Annotated in this window: 17 protein-coding genes; 4 read left to right on the forward strand and 13 right to left on the reverse strand. The window is 68.2% G+C overall.

All coding sequences use genetic code 11. The features are described 5' to 3' along the window. Position 1: 1 nt before the first annotated feature. The 3 genes from CLU95_RS23990 to CLU95_RS24000 all read right to left on the reverse strand — a co-directional run bounded on the left by CLU95_RS23990 (position 2) and on the right by CLU95_RS24000 (position 2,621). Entirely contained in the window at positions 2-1,051 is a 1,050-nt protein-coding gene (locus CLU95_RS23990) for an NAD-dependent epimerase/dehydratase family protein (RefSeq protein WP_099795909.1), read from the reverse strand. Continuing rightward, positions 1,048-1,860, reverse strand: coding sequence for an ABC transporter permease (locus tag CLU95_RS23995; protein WP_099795910.1), 813 nt, complete (start codon positions 1,858-1,860; stop codon positions 1,048-1,050). The genes CLU95_RS23990 and CLU95_RS23995 overlap by 4 nt, the downstream gene beginning before the upstream one ends. Positions 1,861-1,940: 80 nt before the next feature. After that, entirely contained in the window at positions 1,941-2,621 is a 681-nt protein-coding gene (locus CLU95_RS24000; protein ID WP_099795911.1) for a TetR family transcriptional regulator, read from the reverse strand. Between the two features lie 119 nt (positions 2,622-2,740). On the opposite strand from CLU95_RS24000, the gene CLU95_RS24005 reads away from it, so the two are divergent. Further along, entirely contained in the window at positions 2,741-3,736 is a 996-nt protein-coding gene (locus CLU95_RS24005) for an ABC transporter substrate-binding protein (protein ID WP_180288665.1), read from the forward strand. Positions 3,737-3,751: 15 nt separating this feature from the next. Here the strand turns inward: CLU95_RS24005 and mnhG are convergent, their stop codons facing one another. From mnhG to CLU95_RS24055, 10 genes are all read right to left on the reverse strand, one after another. After that, a complete protein-coding gene (mnhG, locus tag CLU95_RS24010) occupies positions 3,752-4,102 on the reverse strand; it encodes a monovalent cation/H(+) antiporter subunit G (protein WP_099795912.1) in 351 nt (116 codons plus the stop codon). After that, on the reverse strand, positions 4,099-4,377 hold the full coding sequence (locus tag CLU95_RS24015; protein WP_056582692.1) for a K+/H+ antiporter subunit F: 279 nt from the start codon (positions 4,375-4,377) through the stop codon (positions 4,099-4,101). The genes mnhG and CLU95_RS24015 overlap by 4 nt, the downstream gene beginning before the upstream one ends. Beyond that, positions 4,374-4,865 (reverse strand): Na+/H+ antiporter subunit E, encoded by a 492-nt coding sequence (locus CLU95_RS24020; RefSeq protein WP_099795913.1) that lies wholly within the window; start codon positions 4,863-4,865, stop codon positions 4,374-4,376. The genes CLU95_RS24015 and CLU95_RS24020 overlap by 4 nt, the downstream gene beginning before the upstream one ends. Then, positions 4,862-6,568, reverse strand: a complete 1,707-nt coding sequence (locus CLU95_RS24025; protein WP_099795914.1) for a monovalent cation/H+ antiporter subunit D — start codon at positions 6,566-6,568, stop codon at positions 4,862-4,864. Before CLU95_RS24025 ends, CLU95_RS24020 begins: the two co-directional genes overlap by 4 nt. A gap of 82 nt (positions 6,569-6,650) precedes the next feature. Then, complete coding sequence (locus tag CLU95_RS24030) at positions 6,651-7,001, reverse strand: Na+/H+ antiporter subunit C (RefSeq protein WP_056582686.1); 351 nt, start codon at positions 6,999-7,001, stop codon at positions 6,651-6,653. Next, complete coding sequence (locus CLU95_RS24035) at positions 7,001-9,976, reverse strand: monovalent cation/H+ antiporter subunit A (RefSeq protein WP_099795915.1); 2,976 nt, start codon at positions 9,974-9,976, stop codon at positions 7,001-7,003. The genes CLU95_RS24030 and CLU95_RS24035 overlap by 1 nt, the downstream gene beginning before the upstream one ends. Before the next feature lie 76 nt (positions 9,977-10,052). Beyond that, on the reverse strand, positions 10,053-10,433 hold the full coding sequence (gene crcB, locus CLU95_RS24040) for a fluoride efflux transporter CrcB (RefSeq protein ID WP_180288666.1): 381 nt from the start codon (positions 10,431-10,433) through the stop codon (positions 10,053-10,055). 34 nt (positions 10,434-10,467) lie between these two features. Continuing rightward, a complete protein-coding gene (locus tag CLU95_RS24045) occupies positions 10,468-11,769 on the reverse strand; it encodes a TRAP transporter large permease (protein WP_099795916.1) in 1,302 nt (433 codons plus the stop codon). Then, positions 11,762-12,271 carry a TRAP transporter small permease gene (locus tag CLU95_RS24050; protein ID WP_099795917.1) on the reverse strand — a complete coding sequence of 170 codons (510 nt, stop codon included), beginning with the start codon at positions 12,269-12,271 and terminating at the stop codon, positions 11,762-11,764. Before CLU95_RS24050 ends, CLU95_RS24045 begins: the two co-directional genes overlap by 8 nt. Before the next feature lie 25 nt (positions 12,272-12,296). Next, positions 12,297-13,265, reverse strand: a complete 969-nt coding sequence (locus CLU95_RS24055; RefSeq protein ID WP_099795918.1) for a TRAP transporter substrate-binding protein — start codon at positions 13,263-13,265, stop codon at positions 12,297-12,299. A 261-nt stretch (positions 13,266-13,526) separates the two neighbouring features. Here CLU95_RS24055 and CLU95_RS24060 point away from each other — a divergent pair, with 261 nt between their 5' ends. The 3 genes from CLU95_RS24060 (at position 13,527) to CLU95_RS24070 (ending at position 15,868) form a co-directional block, all read left to right on the forward strand. Further along, complete coding sequence (locus CLU95_RS24060) at positions 13,527-14,183, forward strand: energy transducer TonB family protein (protein ID WP_143606056.1); 657 nt, start codon at positions 13,527-13,529, stop codon at positions 14,181-14,183. 40 nt (positions 14,184-14,223) lie between these two features. After that, positions 14,224-14,730: an RNA polymerase sigma factor gene (locus CLU95_RS24065; RefSeq protein ID WP_099795920.1), complete on the forward strand. Its 507-nt coding sequence runs from the start codon at positions 14,224-14,226 to the stop codon at positions 14,728-14,730. Between the two features lie 127 nt (positions 14,731-14,857). Further along, positions 14,858-15,868 carry a FecR family protein gene (locus CLU95_RS24070; protein ID WP_099795921.1) on the forward strand — a complete coding sequence of 337 codons (1,011 nt, stop codon included), beginning with the start codon at positions 14,858-14,860 and terminating at the stop codon, positions 15,866-15,868. Positions 15,869-16,094: the final 226 nt, after the last annotated feature.

The raw sequence follows: 16,094 nt of genomic DNA on the forward strand, positions 1-16,094 counted from the left end.
CTCAGTACTTGCCGTCGCGCGATTCGAACTTCGTGGGCTTGCCGTACTGGCGTTGCTCGCGCGAGATCCAGTCAGCCACCCAGCGGATCTGCTGCGCGAGCGGCACGCGCGGGTAGCCGAACAGGCGCTCGGCCTCGCCGGTGTTCATGAGCCAGGCGGTCGGCGCCTCTTGCCCGGTGATCGTCGCGGGCTTGTCGAACTGGCGCGCGAATTCCTCGGCGAGCCAGCGGATCGACGTGGTCTCGGGGCCGCTCACGTTGAGCGGCGAGGTCGGCACGGTGGCCGCCGCGAGGCAGCGCAGCGCCTGCGCGTTCGCGTCGCCCTGCCAGATCACGTTGACGTGGCCCATGGTCACGTCGACCGGCTCGCCGCGCCACACTTTGAGCGCCACGTCGGCCAGCACGCCGTAGCGCAGGTCGATGGCGTAGCTCAGGCGGAACAGGCGGCCGGGCGTGCTGTGGCGCTGCGAGAAGTACTCGAACATGCGCTCGCGGCCCACGCACGAGTTGGCGTATTCGCCGGGCGGGTTGGGCGCGTCGCTCTCGCTCGCACCCTGGCTGGTCACGGGCACGAAGGGGTACACGCAGGCGGTCGAGAAGGCGACGATGCGCGAGGCATGGAAGTGCTCGGCCACCAGCGCCGGCACGTGCGCGTTCATGGCCCAGGTCAGCGGGTTGTCGGCGTCGGCGCCGAACTTGCGGCCGGCCATGAACACGATGTTGGCGCAGGGCGGCAGCGCGGCGATGGCGGCGCGGTCGAGCAGGTCGCAGGCAATGGTTTCGATGCCGTGCGCTTCGAGCGCTTCGCGCACGCCGGCTTCGCTGAAGCGGGCGACGGCGATCACGCGGCGACCGGGCATGGCGTTCTTCGCGAGGCGGGCCAGCGTGGGGCCCATCTTGCCGCCGACGCCGAGGATCATCAGGTCGCCGTCGAGGCGGGCCATGTCGCGCACGAGGTCGCGCGAGGGCGTGGCCAGGTAGTCTTCGAGTGCGGCTTCGCTCTCGAAGCGCTCGGGAAAGGGCAGGTCGTCGAGGACAGGCGTGGAGGTCATTGGATTCTTGCGTCCTGGGTGATGAAGAGGCGCTCCAGCAGAAGCACCAGCAGATAGAGCAGCACGCCCAGGCCCGTGATGAGCAGCACGGCCATGAAAACCGCGGGCGTGTCCAGCGAGGCCTGGACCTGAATCATCAGATAGCCCAGGCCGCGTTCCGAAGCGATGAACTCGCCCACCACCGCACCCGCGACGGCGAGGATGGTGGCGACCTTCATGCCCGAGAACACGTACGGCAGCGAGCCCGGCAGCTGGATGTAGCGGAACAGCTGCCAGCGCGAGCCCTTGAGCGCGCGCACGAGGTCGAGCAGCTCGGGTTCGGTCTCGTTGAGCCCGCGGATGGTGGTCAGCAGGATGGGGAAGAAGCACAGGCTGAACGTGATCAGGATGTTCGGCCCGATGCCGTAGCTGAACCAGACGATCACCAGCGGCCCCATCGCCACCTTCGGGATCATGTTGAGCGTGACCAGCAGCGGGAACACCACCAGCATCAGCCGCTTGCTGGTGATGAAGAGCAGGGCGCAAAGAATGCCGAGCACCAGCCCGAGCGCGTAGCCGCCGAACACTTCGAGCGCGGTGACGCCGGTGTTCTTGAGCCAGCTGTAGTTCGGGTTGGCCAGCGTGGCCAGCACCTTCGAGGGCGCCGGCAGGATGAAGGGCTGGATCGCGAAGACCCGCACCGCCAGCTCCCACAGCGCGATGCCCGCCAGATGCACGGCGACCACGAGGGCCCAGCGCTGCCATTCGGGGCGCTCGCCCGACAAGGGCGCAGGTGCGGGGGGCGCCAGAGCGCCATCAGGTGCCGTCATCTCAATTCCTGGGTCTAGGAAGCAATGCGGCGAATCATAGGAGTCGCCACGACCCGAGTCAACCAACTAGTTGATAATTTTCACGCGGCGGCTTTGTCAGGCCGCAAGGCATTGAGCGCGAACTCGATCACGTGCCGGCGGCGCTGCAGCAGCGCGCCGCGTGCGTCCAGGGGCTTGCCGAAGATGGCCGACAGCGTGTGGTTGTTGGAGAAGAAGAAGTACGAGATGCCCGCGATCGAGATGTAGAGGTTGATCGCGTCGAAGTCGGGCCGGAACACGCCGGCCGCCACGCCGCGCTTGAGCGTGGCTTCGAGCATCTCGATGAAGGGCGAGTGCATCTTCTGCAGCCGCTCCGACTCGCGCAGGTGCGCGCCGTGATTGCGGTTCTCGTCGGCCAGCAGCGCAATGAACTCGGGGTGCTCGGCCAGGTAGTCGAACGAGAAGGCCACCAGCTGCTTCATGGCCTCGAGCGGCTCTAGCTCGTCGAGCGTGAGCTTCTGTTCCTTCTCGCGGATCTCGGCATAGACGGATTCGAGCGCGACCAGGTACAGCCCCTGCTTGCTGTCGAAGTAGTGGTACACGAGCTGCTTGTTGACCCCGGCGTTGGCGGCGATCTCGTCGACGCGCGCGCCCGCGAAGCCCTTGGTGGCGAACTCGGCCACTGCGGCGGAGATGAGTGCCTGCTTGGCGGCGACGGGGTCGCGCTCGCGTTTCGTGGCAACGGTGCTGCGGGCGGTGCGGGTAGGGCTGGTGGCGGTCATGGTGTTCTGGTTCTCCCGGCAGTGGCAACGTGGTCTGGATGATCTGGATTGCTTGTCAACCAAACAGTTGGTAATATAAATTTCAGGACCTGTTTTTACCTTCTTTTGGAGTGATCCGCATGAAAAAGCTGTTGTCGGCCGCCGGCGCCACCGCCTTGCTGATGGCCTCGGGCCCCGCCGCATTCGCGGCCGATGCCATGAGCCTGATGCTCAACTGGACACCCACGGCCGATCATGCGCCGATCTATTTTGCGAAGGCCAAGGGCTGGTACACCGAGGCGGGCATCGACCTGAACATCGAGGCCGGCAAGGGCTCGGCCGTGTCGGCGCAGCGCGTGGGCACGGGTGGCAGCGACCTGGGCATTTCCGACCTGCCCACGACGATCCAGGCCAAGGGCAAGGGGGCCGATGTGAAGGCCGTGATGGTCATCTATGCCAACAGCCCGCAGGGCTTCTACTGGCTCAAGTCGTCGGGCATCAACGGCCCGAAAGACTTCGCGGGCCGCAAGATCGGCAACCCGCCGGGCGACGCTGCGCGCCTCATGTGGCCGGCCTTCGCGAAGAAGGTGGGGCTCGACCCGGCCAGCGTGACCTTCGTCAACGTGAGCCCGCAGGCCAAGGTGGCGGCGCTGAAGAGCAAGTCGGTCGACATCATCAGCGACTTCTACAACGAGCACGACCTGAAGGCGCGCGAGTTCGGCGCCGACCTGGGCTTTCAGCCGTGGCGCGACGCGGGCGTGAACGTGTACGGCAACTCGCTCATCGTGAACGGCCCCTACCTCGCGAAGAACCCGGGCCAGGTGAAGAAGTTCGTCGCCGTGACGCAGCGCGCCTACGACGCCTGCGTGAAGAGCTTCGAGCCCTGCCTGCAGGCGCTGCAGGCCAGCGTGAGCGGCCTCACGCCCGACAACCAGCGCGACCAATGGATGCGCATCAAGCAACTGATGCGCGACGACACCACCACCAAGGTGGCGCTCGGCGCCTTCGACGGTGCGCGCGTGAAGGCCGACTACGAACTGGTGTCCTCGCTGATCGGCATCGACAAGGCCTACGACCCGGCGACGCTGTTCACCAACGAGTTCCTCGACAAGGGCGTGCGCATGGCGCCCAACTGAAGTGAGGACGCTGCCTTAGCCCGACTTGGCGGCGGGCGGCACCTTCGGGTTGCCCTTCTGCCGTTCGCGGAAGAGGGCGGTGCGCATCAGGAAGATGGTGGTGATTGGCGCCGTCAGCACCACGAACAGCACGATCAGCATCGCGTGCAGGAACAGGCTGAAGCCCTGCACCGAGAAGTAGGCAATGGTGGCCACCGTCAGGCACCAGGCGCCCACGGTGGCACCCAGCGTGGGTGCATGGATGCGGCGGAAGAAGGTCGGCAGGCGCACCAAGCCGAAGGAGCCGATGGCCGCGAAGGCCGCGCCCAGCACGGCGAACACCGCGGTGATGATCTCCGCCCACAGCGGTAGGGCAGTGGCGCTCATTCGATCACCTCCCCGCGCAACAGGAACTTGGCCAGCGAGGTCGAGCCCACGAAACCGAACAGCGCGACCAGCATCGCCGCCTCGAAGTACACGCTGCTCGCGTAGTTGATGCCCAGCACCAGCATCATCAGCATGCCGTTGATGTACAGGCAGTCCAGCGCCATCACGCGGTCTTGCGCGGACGGGCCGGCCAGCAGGCGGAACAGGGCGCACAGCATGGCCACGGCCAGCAGGAAGAGCGCGGCCTTCAGGGCCCAGAAAAGAACAGGCGTCATGATTCGAAAATCTCCATCAGCGGACGTTCGTAGCGGGTCTTGATCATGGCGATGAAGGCCGCGTCGTCCTCGAGGTCGAACACGTGGATCAGCAGCATGGTGCGGTCGAACGAGACCTCGCCCCAGGCGGTGCCGGGCGTGAGGCACATGATCATCGCGAGCACGGCGAGCCCGTTGGGGTCGCGCATGTCCAGCGGAATCTGCACGAAGCGCGCCGAGATGTCGGCGGTGCGGCGCGTGAGCAGCAGCCGCGCCACGTCGTACGCCGACTTCAGCATGTCGAAGGTGACGAGAAACGACAGCCGCAGCGCCACGCCGGGCCGGCGCATGCGCACCCTGGCCGGCCGCAGGCCCTTGGTGATCAGCGGTACGGCAATGGCGAGCACCGCGGCCGACAGCAGCGTGGCCGCTTCGAGCGACTGGTTGAGCAGCAGCCAGATGATGAACAGCGCGAGCGACAGCGGTGGGGAAGGCATCAAGCGCTTCATGGCTTGGCCTCCTCTTTCTTCGCAGGCACCGGGTTGGGTTTCTGCTTGGCGCCGAGTACGGCCTCGCGGTATGCGGTGGGCGTGCGCAGGCCGCCGGCAGTGGCTTGCGCGTGCTGCATCACGGGCTCGGCCCAGACCGTGAGCGCAATGCAGGCCGCGAGCAGGGCGGCCACCGGCAGCACCTCGAGCGCGGGCAGCGAGGGCATGGTTGCGTGGGGCTGTGTCCAGAAATGGCGGATGCCGGTGCGGCTCAGGGCGATCAGCGAGAGAAAGCCCGCGACGATCAGCAGGCCGAGGAAGGTCCAGCCGGCCGTGGTGACGGCCTTGGCATCGAGCAGGCCGGAGAGCATCGCGAACTTGCCGACAAAGCCCGACAGCGGCGGCAGGCCCGCCAGCAGCAGCGTGCACAGCATGAAGCTCAGGCCCAGGAAGGCCACGCCCGCCGGGATGGCACGGCCGTAGAGCGCCTGCGCGTCGTCGTCGAGGTTCACGTCGTCGAGCGCGCGCAGGTCTTCGGCCAGGAAGGGCGCGTTGCCCGCCGCCTCGTGCGGCGCGACGCTCATGCCCGCGTTGCGCCAGCGCTCGATCATGTCGATCAAGAGGAAGAAGGCCGCCACCGCGAGCGTGGAGCTCAGCATGTAGTAGAGCGCGCCCGCCCACACGGCCGGGTCGCCCAGCCCGACGGCGGCCAGCAGCGTGCCCGCCGACACCAGCACGCTGTAGCCCGCAAGGTTCGACAGCCGCTGCGTGCCGACGATGCCGATGGCACCGACAAACAGCGTGGCCAGCCCCACGCTCACCAGCGCGGCCTGCCCGAAGGCGGCCGAGGCGCCGGTGTCGGGCGCGAACAGCACGGTCCACAGGCGCAGCACGGTGTACACGCCGAGCTTGGTGAGCAGCGCAAACACCGCGCCCACCGGTGACACGGCCGCGCTGTAGGCCGGCACCAGCCAGAAGTTGAGCGGCCACGCGCCGGCCTTGGCGAAGAACGCGGTGGCCAGGATGGCCGCCGCCGCATGCACGAGGCCGCGGTCGCCCGGCGCCAGCTCGGCGATGCGCGCGCCCAGGTCGGCCATGTTGAGCGTGCCGGTCACGCCGTACAAAATGGCCGCGCCGATGAGGAACAGCGACGAGGCCGCGAGGTTGATCGCGATGTAGTGCAGCCCGGCGCGCACGCGCAGCTGGCCCGAGCCGTGCAGCAGCAGGCCGTACGAGGCCGCGAGCATCACCTCGAAGAACACGAACAGGTTGAACAGGTCGCCCGTGAGGAAGGCGCCGTTCAGGCCCATGAGCTGCAGCTGCAGCAGCGGATGAAAGTGCACGCCCGCGCGGTCCCAGCGCGAGGTGGAATAGATCGACGCGGCGAAGGCGACCACGCCCGTGAGCGCGACCATCATGGTCGAGAGCCGGTCGGCCACCAGCACGATGCCGAAGGGCGCGTGCCAGTTGCCCGGCAGGTACACGCCGATGGAACCCGGGCCGCCGCCGGTGTCGGCCGCGTTCACCCAGCGCAGCAGCGCCAGCGCGGCCAGCAGGCCGATCAGGCCCGAGACCACGCTGAGGAACGATTTGGTGCGCCGGTGGTTCTCGTTCATCAGCAGCATCAGCGCCGCCGTGAGCATGGGCACGAGGATCGGCACCGCCACCAGGTGCGGCATGCTGAACTCAAGGAAGCGGTCGAGCAGGTGGAACACGTCGTTCATTGGCCCACCCCCAGGCTTGCCACTGCGTGTGCTGCGCCCACCCCCTCAAGGGGGCCCGCGCCTTCGGGCGGCCGTGCGGCGCTCATTCCACGGCCTCCCGCTCTTCACCGTCCACGTGGTCGGTGCCCGACAGGCCGCGCGAGGCGAGCATCACGACCAAGAACAGCGCGGTCATCGCGAAGCCGATCACGATGGCCGTCAGAACGAGCGCCTGCGGCATCGGGTCGGCCGTGTTGGCCAGCGTGGCCTTGAAGCCTTCGACCAGCACTGGCTCGCTGTCGACCTTGAGCCGGCCCATGCTGAAGATGAACAGGTTGACCGCGTACGAGATGAGCGTCAGGCCCATGATGACCTGGAAGGTACGGGGGCGCAGCAGCAGGTACACGCCCGAGCCGGTGAGCACGCCGATGGCGATGGCCAGCACGATTTCCATCAGCGGGCCCCTCCGGTGATTGCAGCGGCAGTCGCCGCTTCTTCGGCTTCGGCGGCGGCGCGGGCCTCCGCTTCTTTCTCTTCTTGTTCGTCGGCCCAGCGGTGGCTTCGGATGGACTGGTGGGCCAGCGCGGTCAGGATCAGCATGGTGGCGCCGAGCACCAGCGCGAACACGCCGATGTCGAAGAAGAGGGCGCTGGGCACGTGCATGTCGCCCAGCAGCGGCACGTGCAGGTGCGCGGTGTGCGTGGTCAGGAAGGGGTAGCCGAACGCGATCGCGCCGCCGCCGGTGGCGAGCGCGAACAGCAGGCCGATGGCGATCCAGCGGCGTGGGTAGATGCGCAGGTGCTCTTCCACCCACTCGGTGCCCGAGACGATGAACTGCAGCACCAGCGCGACCGACATCACCAGCCCCGCGACGAAGCCGCCGCCGGGCGCGTTGTGGCCGCGCATGAAGAAGTACACCGACACCAGCACGGCCACCGGCAGCACCAGGCGCACCAGCACGGCCGGCACCATGAGGTAGCCGATGGCGGAGTCGGTGGCGCGGCGTGGGTTCAGCAGGTCGCTGCTGCCGTCATCGACCTGCTGCCGCTGCTGGATGGGCAGCGCCATCGATTCGATGGCCGGGCGGAAGCGCCGCAGCAGCGCATACACGGTGAGCGCCACGATGCCCAGCACGGTGATCTCGCCGAAGGTGTCGAAGCCGCGGAAATCGACCAGCATCACGTTGACCACGTTGGTGCCGCCGCCTTCGGTGAGCGCGCGTTCGAGGAAGAAGGGCGAGATGCTCTGCGGGAAGGTGCGCGTCATCAGGGCCCAGGCCAGCGCGGCCATGCCGCAGCCGGCGACGGTGGCCACCAGCAGGTCACGCCCGCGCCGGCCCCAGGGCCGCAGCCGCATGCGCGCGGGCTGCACCACGTCCTTGCTGCGCATCGGCAGCCAGCGCAGGCCCAGCAGAATGAGCACGGTGGTCACGGCCTCGACCACCAGCTGCGTGAGCGCGAGGTCAGGTGCCGAGAACCAGATGTAGGTGACGCACGAGACCAGCCCGGCGCCCGCGGCCAGCATGAGCGCGGCGAGCCGGTGGAACTTGGCCTGCCACGCGGCGGCCACGGCGCAGACGCAGCCGATGAGCCAGGTCATCGCGAACATCGGCGAGAAGGGCAGCAGCTCGCGCGTGCCGCGATCGGCCGGCGTGGCCCACAGCGACGCCGCGGCGCCGGCCACGGCCACCACCACCAGCCACAGCAGCTGCCACTGCAGGCGGCGCGTGCCGAACAGGCGACGGCTGCGCCGGCCGGTTTCGCTCAGCAGCGCGATCAGGTGTTCGAAGATGACCTGCCCGTCGAAGCGGTGCAGCAGCGGCGTGCGTTCGAGGCGGCCGCTGCCCAGCGGGCGGCGCAGCAGCAGGTAGAGCACGGCGCCGCCCGCGAGCGCGACGAAGCTCATCATCAGCGGCAGGTTGAAACCGTGCCATACGGCCAGGCTGTAGGCGGGCAGCGTGCCGCCGACCACCGGCGTGGCCGCCGCCGCGAGCATCGGGCCGACCGACCAGGCGGGCGCCACGCCCACCACCAGGCACAGCAGCACCAGAAACTCGACCGGCACGCGCATCCAGTGCGGCGGCTCGTGCGGGGGCTTGGGCACGTCGGGGCCGCAGGGCGGGCCGAAGAACACGTCGAACACGAAGCGCGCCGAGTAGGCCACGCTGAAGATGCCCGCGAGGGTGGCGATGACCGGCAGGCTGAAGTCGACCCAGGGCGTGGCCTGGATGAAGACCGTCTCGGCGAAGAACATTTCCTTCGAGAGAAAGCCGTTGAGCAGCGGCACGCCGGCCATCGAGGCGCTGGCGATGATGGCCAGCGTGCCGGTGATGGGCATCAGCCGCATCAGGCCGCTGAGCTTGCGGATGTCGCGCGTGCCGGTCTCGTGGTCGATGATGCCGGCGGCCATGAACAGCGAGGCCTTGAAGGTCGCGTGGTTCATGACGTGGAACACCGCCGCCACCGCCGCCAGCGGGCTGTTCAGGCCCAGCAGCAGCGTGATGAGGCCCAGGTGCGAGATGGTCGAATAGGCCAGCAGCGCCTTCAGGTCGCGCTGGAACATGGCCGCGAAGCCGCCCAGCAGCAGCGTGACCGCGCCCGCGCCGCCGACCATCCAGAACCACTGCTCGGTGCCCGAGAGCACGGGCCACAGGCGCGCCATGAGGAACACGCCCAGCTTCACCATGGTGGCCGAGTGCAGGTAGGCCGACACCGGCGTGGGCGCGGCCATGGCGCGCGGCAGCCAGAAGTGGAACGGAAACTGCGCGCTCTTGGTGAACGCGCCGAGCAGGATCAGCACCAGCGCCACCGGGTACAGCGCGTGCGCGCGGATGATGTCGCCCGAGGCCAGCACGATGTCGAGCTCGTAGCTGCCGACGATGCGGCCCAGCACGAGCACGCCGGCCAGCAGGCACAGCCCGCCCGCGCCGGTGACGGTGAGCGCCATGCGCGCACCGCGCCGCGCGTCGCGCCGGTGGTGCCAGTAGCCGATCAGCAGGAAGGAGAAGAGGCTGGTGAGTTCCCAGAACAGCACCATCTGGATCATGTTGCCCGAGAGCACCACGCCCATCATCGCGCCCATGAATGCGAGGAAGAACGAGAAGAAGCGCGGCACCGGGTCGGAGGCCGACATGTAGTAGCGCGCATAGAGCACCACCAATGCGCCGATGCCCAGCACCAGCATGCAGAACAGCCACGCGAAGCCGTCGAGGCGGAACACGAGGTTCAGGCCGAGGGCGGGCAGCCACTCGATTTCCTGGCGCAGCACATTGCCGTGTGCGATCTGCGGAAAGAGCCATGCGACCTGGATGGCGCAGCCCAATGCGACGAGGCCCGCAAGGGTCGACTCCCGGTTGCGCGCGTTGGACGGCATCAACGCGGCCAGCACGCTGGCAAGAAAGGGGAGTGCGACGAGAAGGGCGAGGGGCATTGGGGTCGATTCTATCGACCGACCCTCTGGAGAACCCCTGTCTATAACCGCAGGAGGGCGGGCAGTTTTTGCGTTGTCACGAAGCCAGCACAAGCTGGACGCTGCGAATGCCCAGCCAGGTCAGCACCAGCGAACCGCACAGGTGCAGCAGGCCGGTGCCCAGCGCCAGCACCGGCCGTCCGCCGAGCAGCAGCGCGACCACTTCGGCCGAGAAGCTCGAAAAGGTCGTGAGCCCGCCGAGAAAGCCGGTGATGAGCAGCAGCCGCCATGCCGGGTCGAGCTGCGGCATCGCCTGGAAGATCGCCACCGCCACGCCGACGAGGTAGCCGCCGACCAGGTTGGCGGCCAGCGTGCCGTAGGGCACCGGGCCGCCGGTGTTGAGCCAGAGGCCGAGACCCCATCGGGCAAGGGCGCCGCACGAGGCGCCGAGACAGATCGCAAGAGCCGGAAGCAGCATGGGCCTATTGTCGATCGGTCGCTGCCCCTCGGACTCAGGGAGCCATCTGCTGGGGCAGCCAGGTGACCAGCTGCGGCACGAAGTAGATGAGCAGCACGGCCACGACCATCAGGAAGAACATCGGCAGCGTGACGCGCGCGATGTACAGCAGGTCTCTCCCGGTCATGCCCTGCAGCACGAACAGGTTGAAGCCCACCGGCGGCGTGATCTGCGCCATCTCGACCACCAGCACGATGAAGATGCCGAACCAGACCGGGTCGATGCCGGCCGCGGTGACGGTCGGCATGATCACGCCCATGGTGAGCACCACCATCGAGATGCCGTCCAGGAAGCAGCCCAGCACGATGTAGAACGCGGCGAGCATCAGGATCAGCTGGAACTTCGACAGCCCCAGCGAGCCGATCCACTCGGCCAGGTGGCGCGGCAGCCCGATGTAGCCCATGGCCAGCGTGAGGAAGGCCGCGCCCGCGAGGATCAGCGCCATCATGCAGTACAGGCGTGTGGCGCCCAGCAGCGCCTCCTTGAAGCTGTGCCAGGTGAGCGAGCCCTGCGCGGCCGAGATGACCATGGCGCCGACCACGCCCACGGCCGCCGCCTCGGTGGCCGTGGCGATGCCGGCGTAGATGGAGCCCAGCACCGACAGGATGAGCAGCGCCACCGGGATCAGCGACATCGAGGCCCAGAGCTTCTCGACGAAGGGCAGCTTCGCGTCGGCCGGCGGCACCTTGTCGGGGTTGCGCAGCGCCCAGACCACGATGTAGCCCGAGAACAGCAGCGCCAGCAGGATGCCGGGGATGACGCCCGCGATGAACAGGCGCGCAATCGACACGTCGGCGCTCACCCCGTACACGATCATGATGATCGAGGGCGGGATCAGCAGCCCCAGCGTGCCGGCGCCGGCCAGCGTGCCGATGACCATGTCGTCGGGGTAGCCGCGGCGCTTGAGCTCGGGCAGGCTCATCTTGCCGATGGTGGCGCAGGTGGCCGCGCTCGAGCCCGACACCGCTGCGAACACCGCGCAGCCCACCACGTTGGTGTGCAGCAGCCGGCCCGGCAGGGCCTGCATCCAGGGCGCGAGGCCCTTGAACATGTCCTGCGACAGCCGCGTGCGGAACAGGATCTCGCCCATCCACACGAACAGCGGCAGCGCAGTGAGCGTCCAGCTCGAGGCCGATCCCCAGATGGTCACGGCCATGGCGTCGCCGGCGGCGCGCGACGAGAAGATCTGCATGGCGATCCACGCCACGCCCGAGAGCGTGAGGCCGATCCACACACCGCTGCCCAGGATGAGGAACAGCGCGGCGATCAGCAGGCCGGCAATGGCGATGTCACTCATGGCGCAGCGCCTCCGTTTCGGCGGCCTTGGCCGGTCGGCCGCGCCATTCGATCACGAACTCGTCGAGCGATGCGATCGCGAAGACGATGGCACCGAGTGCCATCGACAGCTGGGGAATCCACAGCGGCGTGGCGTCGTTGCCGGTGGAGATGTCGTGGTAGTCGAGCGACTGCCAGACCAGGCGCACGCTGTACCAGGCAAAGAGCAGGGCGAGCAGCGCCGCGGCACCCATGGCCCAGCGTTCGAGCCAGCGCTGCGCCGCGGGCGGCAAGTTCTGCATCACCAGCGTCACGCGGATGTGCTCGCCGCGCTTGAGCGTGTGCGCCAGCGCCAGGAAGCCCGCGCCGGCCATCAGGTAGCCGGCGTAGGCGTCGATGCCGGGAATGTTGAAGTGCAGCTGCCGGCCGAGGATGGACAGCAGCACCATCGTCAGCAGACCGACCATGAAAAGCGCCGCCAGGGCGGCGGCGCTCATGTAGAGAAAATCCAGCGTCTTGCGCATCGGGTGCCGTGCGTGCGAAGCCGGGTCACATCTTCTTGTAGGCGTCGACGACGGCCTGGCCTTCGGGGCCGGCCTTCTCGGTCCACTCCTTGATCATGGTGTCGCCGACCTTCTTCATGTCGGCCTTGAGCTGCGCCGAGGGCACATGCACCGTCATGCCATTCTTCTTGAGCAGGTCGAGGTACTCGACGTTCTTCTTCTTCGAGGTGTCCCAGCCGCGCTTCTCGGCGTCGGCCGCGGCCTTGAGCAGCGCCTGCTGCACGGGCTTGTCGAGCGCGTCGAAGGCCTTCTTGTTCATGAGCACCGCGTTCTTCGGCAGCCAGGCCTGGGTGTCGTAGAAGTTCTTGATGTACTCGTAGGTCTTGGTGTCGTAGCCGGTGGAGCCCGAGGACATGTACGACTCGATCACGCCCGTGGCCATGGCCTGCGACAGCTCGGCCTGCTGCACGGTGACCGGTTGCGCGCCCACGAGTTCGCCGATGCGCGCGGTGGCGGGGCTGTAGGCGCGCCACTTCACGCCCTTCAGGTCGGCGGCCGAGGCGATCTCCTTCTTCACGAAGATGCCCTGCGGCGGCCATGCCACCGCGTAGAGCAGCTGGATGCCCTGTTCGCCCAGCTTCTTCTCGAGCGCCGGCTTCTGAGCCTGGTAGAGCTTCCAGGCGGCGTCGTAGCTGTCGGCCAGGAAGGGGATGCCGTCGGCGCCGAACATCTGCCATTCGTTCTGGTAGTTCACCAGCAGGATCTCGCCGAGCTGCGCCTGGCCGCCCTGCACCGCACGCTTGATCTCGGGCGCCTTGAACAGCGACGCGTTGGCATGCACCGTGATCTTGAGCTTGCCGCCGCTGCCCTTGTCCACATCGCTCGCGAACTGCGTGATGTTCTCCGTGTGGAAGTTGGTCGTCGGGTAGGCGGTGGGAAGGTCCCACTTGGTTTGCGCGAAGGCGGCGGCGCCGAAGGTGAGGCCCGCCAGGGCCATGCCGAACTTGTGATTCATGAACGCACTCCGGAATGTAGTGAAAGCAGAACGAAAGGAAGCATACGTGCAAATTCCGGGCCACTTTCTGAGGCATTTCCCTGCCATCCGGCCGGACGAAGGCGGGGTGTGGCCCGTCACCGTTCCGTCAAATGGCATCGATAGCATGCGCAGCGATCCGGGCCGCACCTTCGTGCGGCGAGTCGATCCGCATTGCATGAACCCCACCCGCCTATGGCAACAACGGTCCCGCGCGCCGGTGCATTTGCACTGGTGCTTGGCATGACCATGGCCCTGGCGAGTCCGAGTGCGCAGGCTGCTCCACCGGCCCGCATCGACGTGCCGGCGCGGCCGGCGCCGCCGGCGCCGCGCCACGTGCGCATTCATTTCGACATTCCCGCCCAGCCGCTGCAGGCCGCGCTCGACGCCCATGGCGCGGTGACGGGATGGTCCGCGTTCTACGGCGCCGACTCGATCGGCCATGCGCAGTCTGTCGCTGTGCAGGGCTGGTACACGCCCGACGCCGCGCTGCGCCTGCTCGTCGATGCCGCGCACCTGTCGGTGCAGTACACGGCGGCCGATGCCTTCGTTCTTGAACCCGGCGCGGCCAATGACGCCACCGCGGCCGCTGCGCCGCTGCCGCGCGACCCGGTGTACGAGGGCCTGCTCCAGTCGCGCATGCGCGAGGTGTTTTGTCGCGACGCGCGCATCGCGCCCGGCAACTACCGCGTGGCCGTGAGCTTTCATGTCGACGGCGAAGGGCGCATCGAGCGGCCGGTGCTGCTCGACCCCACCGGCGACCCGGCCCGCGACGACGCGATTCTGCAGGCCTTGCGGGAGGTTCGAACCGGCCTTGCCCCGGGCCGGCCGGCGCAGCCTTTCGTCATGTTGATCGTGCCCAAGGCTTCGGCTGCCGGCCGCGATTGCGAGCGCCTGTGAGTCGCGTGCGCTCGCAGGCCCTGCACATTTTCTTCAGCCCATGAGCGACATCGGGCTGGGAGGGCTGCGCGACTTCATGCTGCGCCGCTATGAGGACCTGAAGCGCCGGCTGACGCTTCAGCTCGGCAACGCCGACCTGGCGGGCGATGCGCTGCAGGACACCTGGGTGCGGCTCGAGGGCGGGGCGGAAACCAGCGGCCCCGTGCAGTACCCGCTGAGCTACCTGATGCGGATGGCGACCAACGCGGCGCTCGACCGCCTGCGGTCCGAGAGCCGCTTTCTCAATGGCACCGAGGTCGAGCAGGTGTTCGAGAGCCTCTCCGATCCCGCGCCTGGCCCCGCGCAAACGGCCGAGGCGCGCTCCGAAGCCCAGCGGCTGGCGGCCGTGATCGACGAGATGCCGCCGCGTCGGCGCCACATCCTGATCCTGATCCGGGTCGATGAGATGCCCCGCCAGGAAGTCGCGCGACGCCTGGGCGTGTCGGTGAGCCTGGTCGACCGCGAACTGCGGCGCGCGCACGACCACGTGGTGGAGCGCATGCGATGAAACACGTGAAGAGCGCCCGGTGTGCAGGAATGGTGGTCGAGAACCGTCTGATGAAGATGTGCTGCTTTTGCTGCTGCGTGATTGTGTTGTCGTCGATGTCCCGGTCCCGGAGCGGCCCGTTGTGTCGATGACCGCGCCGCACCACCCGGGCCCGCAGCAGCAACGGCAGGCCCCCGATGCACTCGACGCGCAGGCGCAGGCCTGGGTGCGTCGCCTGGCGTCGGGCGCCGCGCGGCCGCGCGATGCGCGTGCGCTGAAACACTGGTGCGGCCTCAGCGAAGCTCACGCACAGGCGTTCCAGAAGGCGCACCGGCAGTGGCGCGAGCTGCTGTCCGCCGCGGCCCTGGCTGGCCATGCCGACCCCGAACTCGCGCGTTTGCGCGCCCCGGGCAACACGGCGGCCCGGCCGTTGCCGCGACGCATGTTCCTTGGCGGTGCCGTGGCGGCGTCGGTGGCGGTCGTCGGCGTGGCGCTCGTGCGGCCGCCCCTGGGCCTGTGGCCTTCGGTGCAGGCGCTGCAGGCGGACTTTCGCACGGGTGTCGGCGAGCAGCGCAAGCTCGCGCTGACGCCCTCGGTCACCGTCGAGATGAACACGCGCAGCAGCCTCGGCGTGCGCGCGGCCAATGGCCAGCCGCAGGGCATCGACCTCGTCGATGGCGAGGTGTCGGTCGATGCCTCGCGCGCGGCGCAGCCCTTCACCGTGATGGCCGGTGACGGCCGTGTGTCGGCGACGGATGCGCGCTTCGAGGTGCGGCGCCTGGCCGAAGGCACCTGCGTCACGTGCATCGAAGGCCAGGTCCGCGTGGCCATTGGCGGCAGCGAGGTCGCGCTGATGCCGTCGCAGCAAGTGGTGTACGACCGGCTTGCCCTGGGGCCGGTGCGACGGATCGACGCGGCCGAACTGTCGCCGTGGCGCGAAGGCATCCTGAGCTTTCGCAAGACCGCGCTGACGCAGGTGGTGGCCGAGATCAACCGCTACCGGCCGGGCCGCGTGGTGCTGTTGGCCCGCGCGCTGGGCGACAGGCCGGTGAGCGGCAGGTTTCACATCGGCGATCTGGACAAGGCCATTGCGCAGATCCAGAGGTTGTTCCGGCTCGATGCCACCGCGTTGCCGGGTGCGATCGTGCTGTTGAGCTGATTCGGGCTTGCGCTTGGGGGGACGCCGGGATCGGGCGACTGCGCGTTGCCGCGTGAAGCCCTCCGGAGCGAGCGGGTTCCTTCGCGCAGATTCCGCAGATTTCCGTACAGCTTTCGAGGCCGGCATCCGTCTAAGGCAGAGCGACCGGGCGCACGTGCGTCGGTCGTCGCCTCCTGTCGCACGCCCGAACCGCCATCGAAAGAAATCTGTCATGTCGACCCTGCAT

This window comes from Variovorax sp. 54 (genome assembly GCF_002754375.1).
Taxonomy (GTDB): domain Bacteria; phylum Pseudomonadota; class Gammaproteobacteria; order Burkholderiales; family Burkholderiaceae_C; genus Variovorax.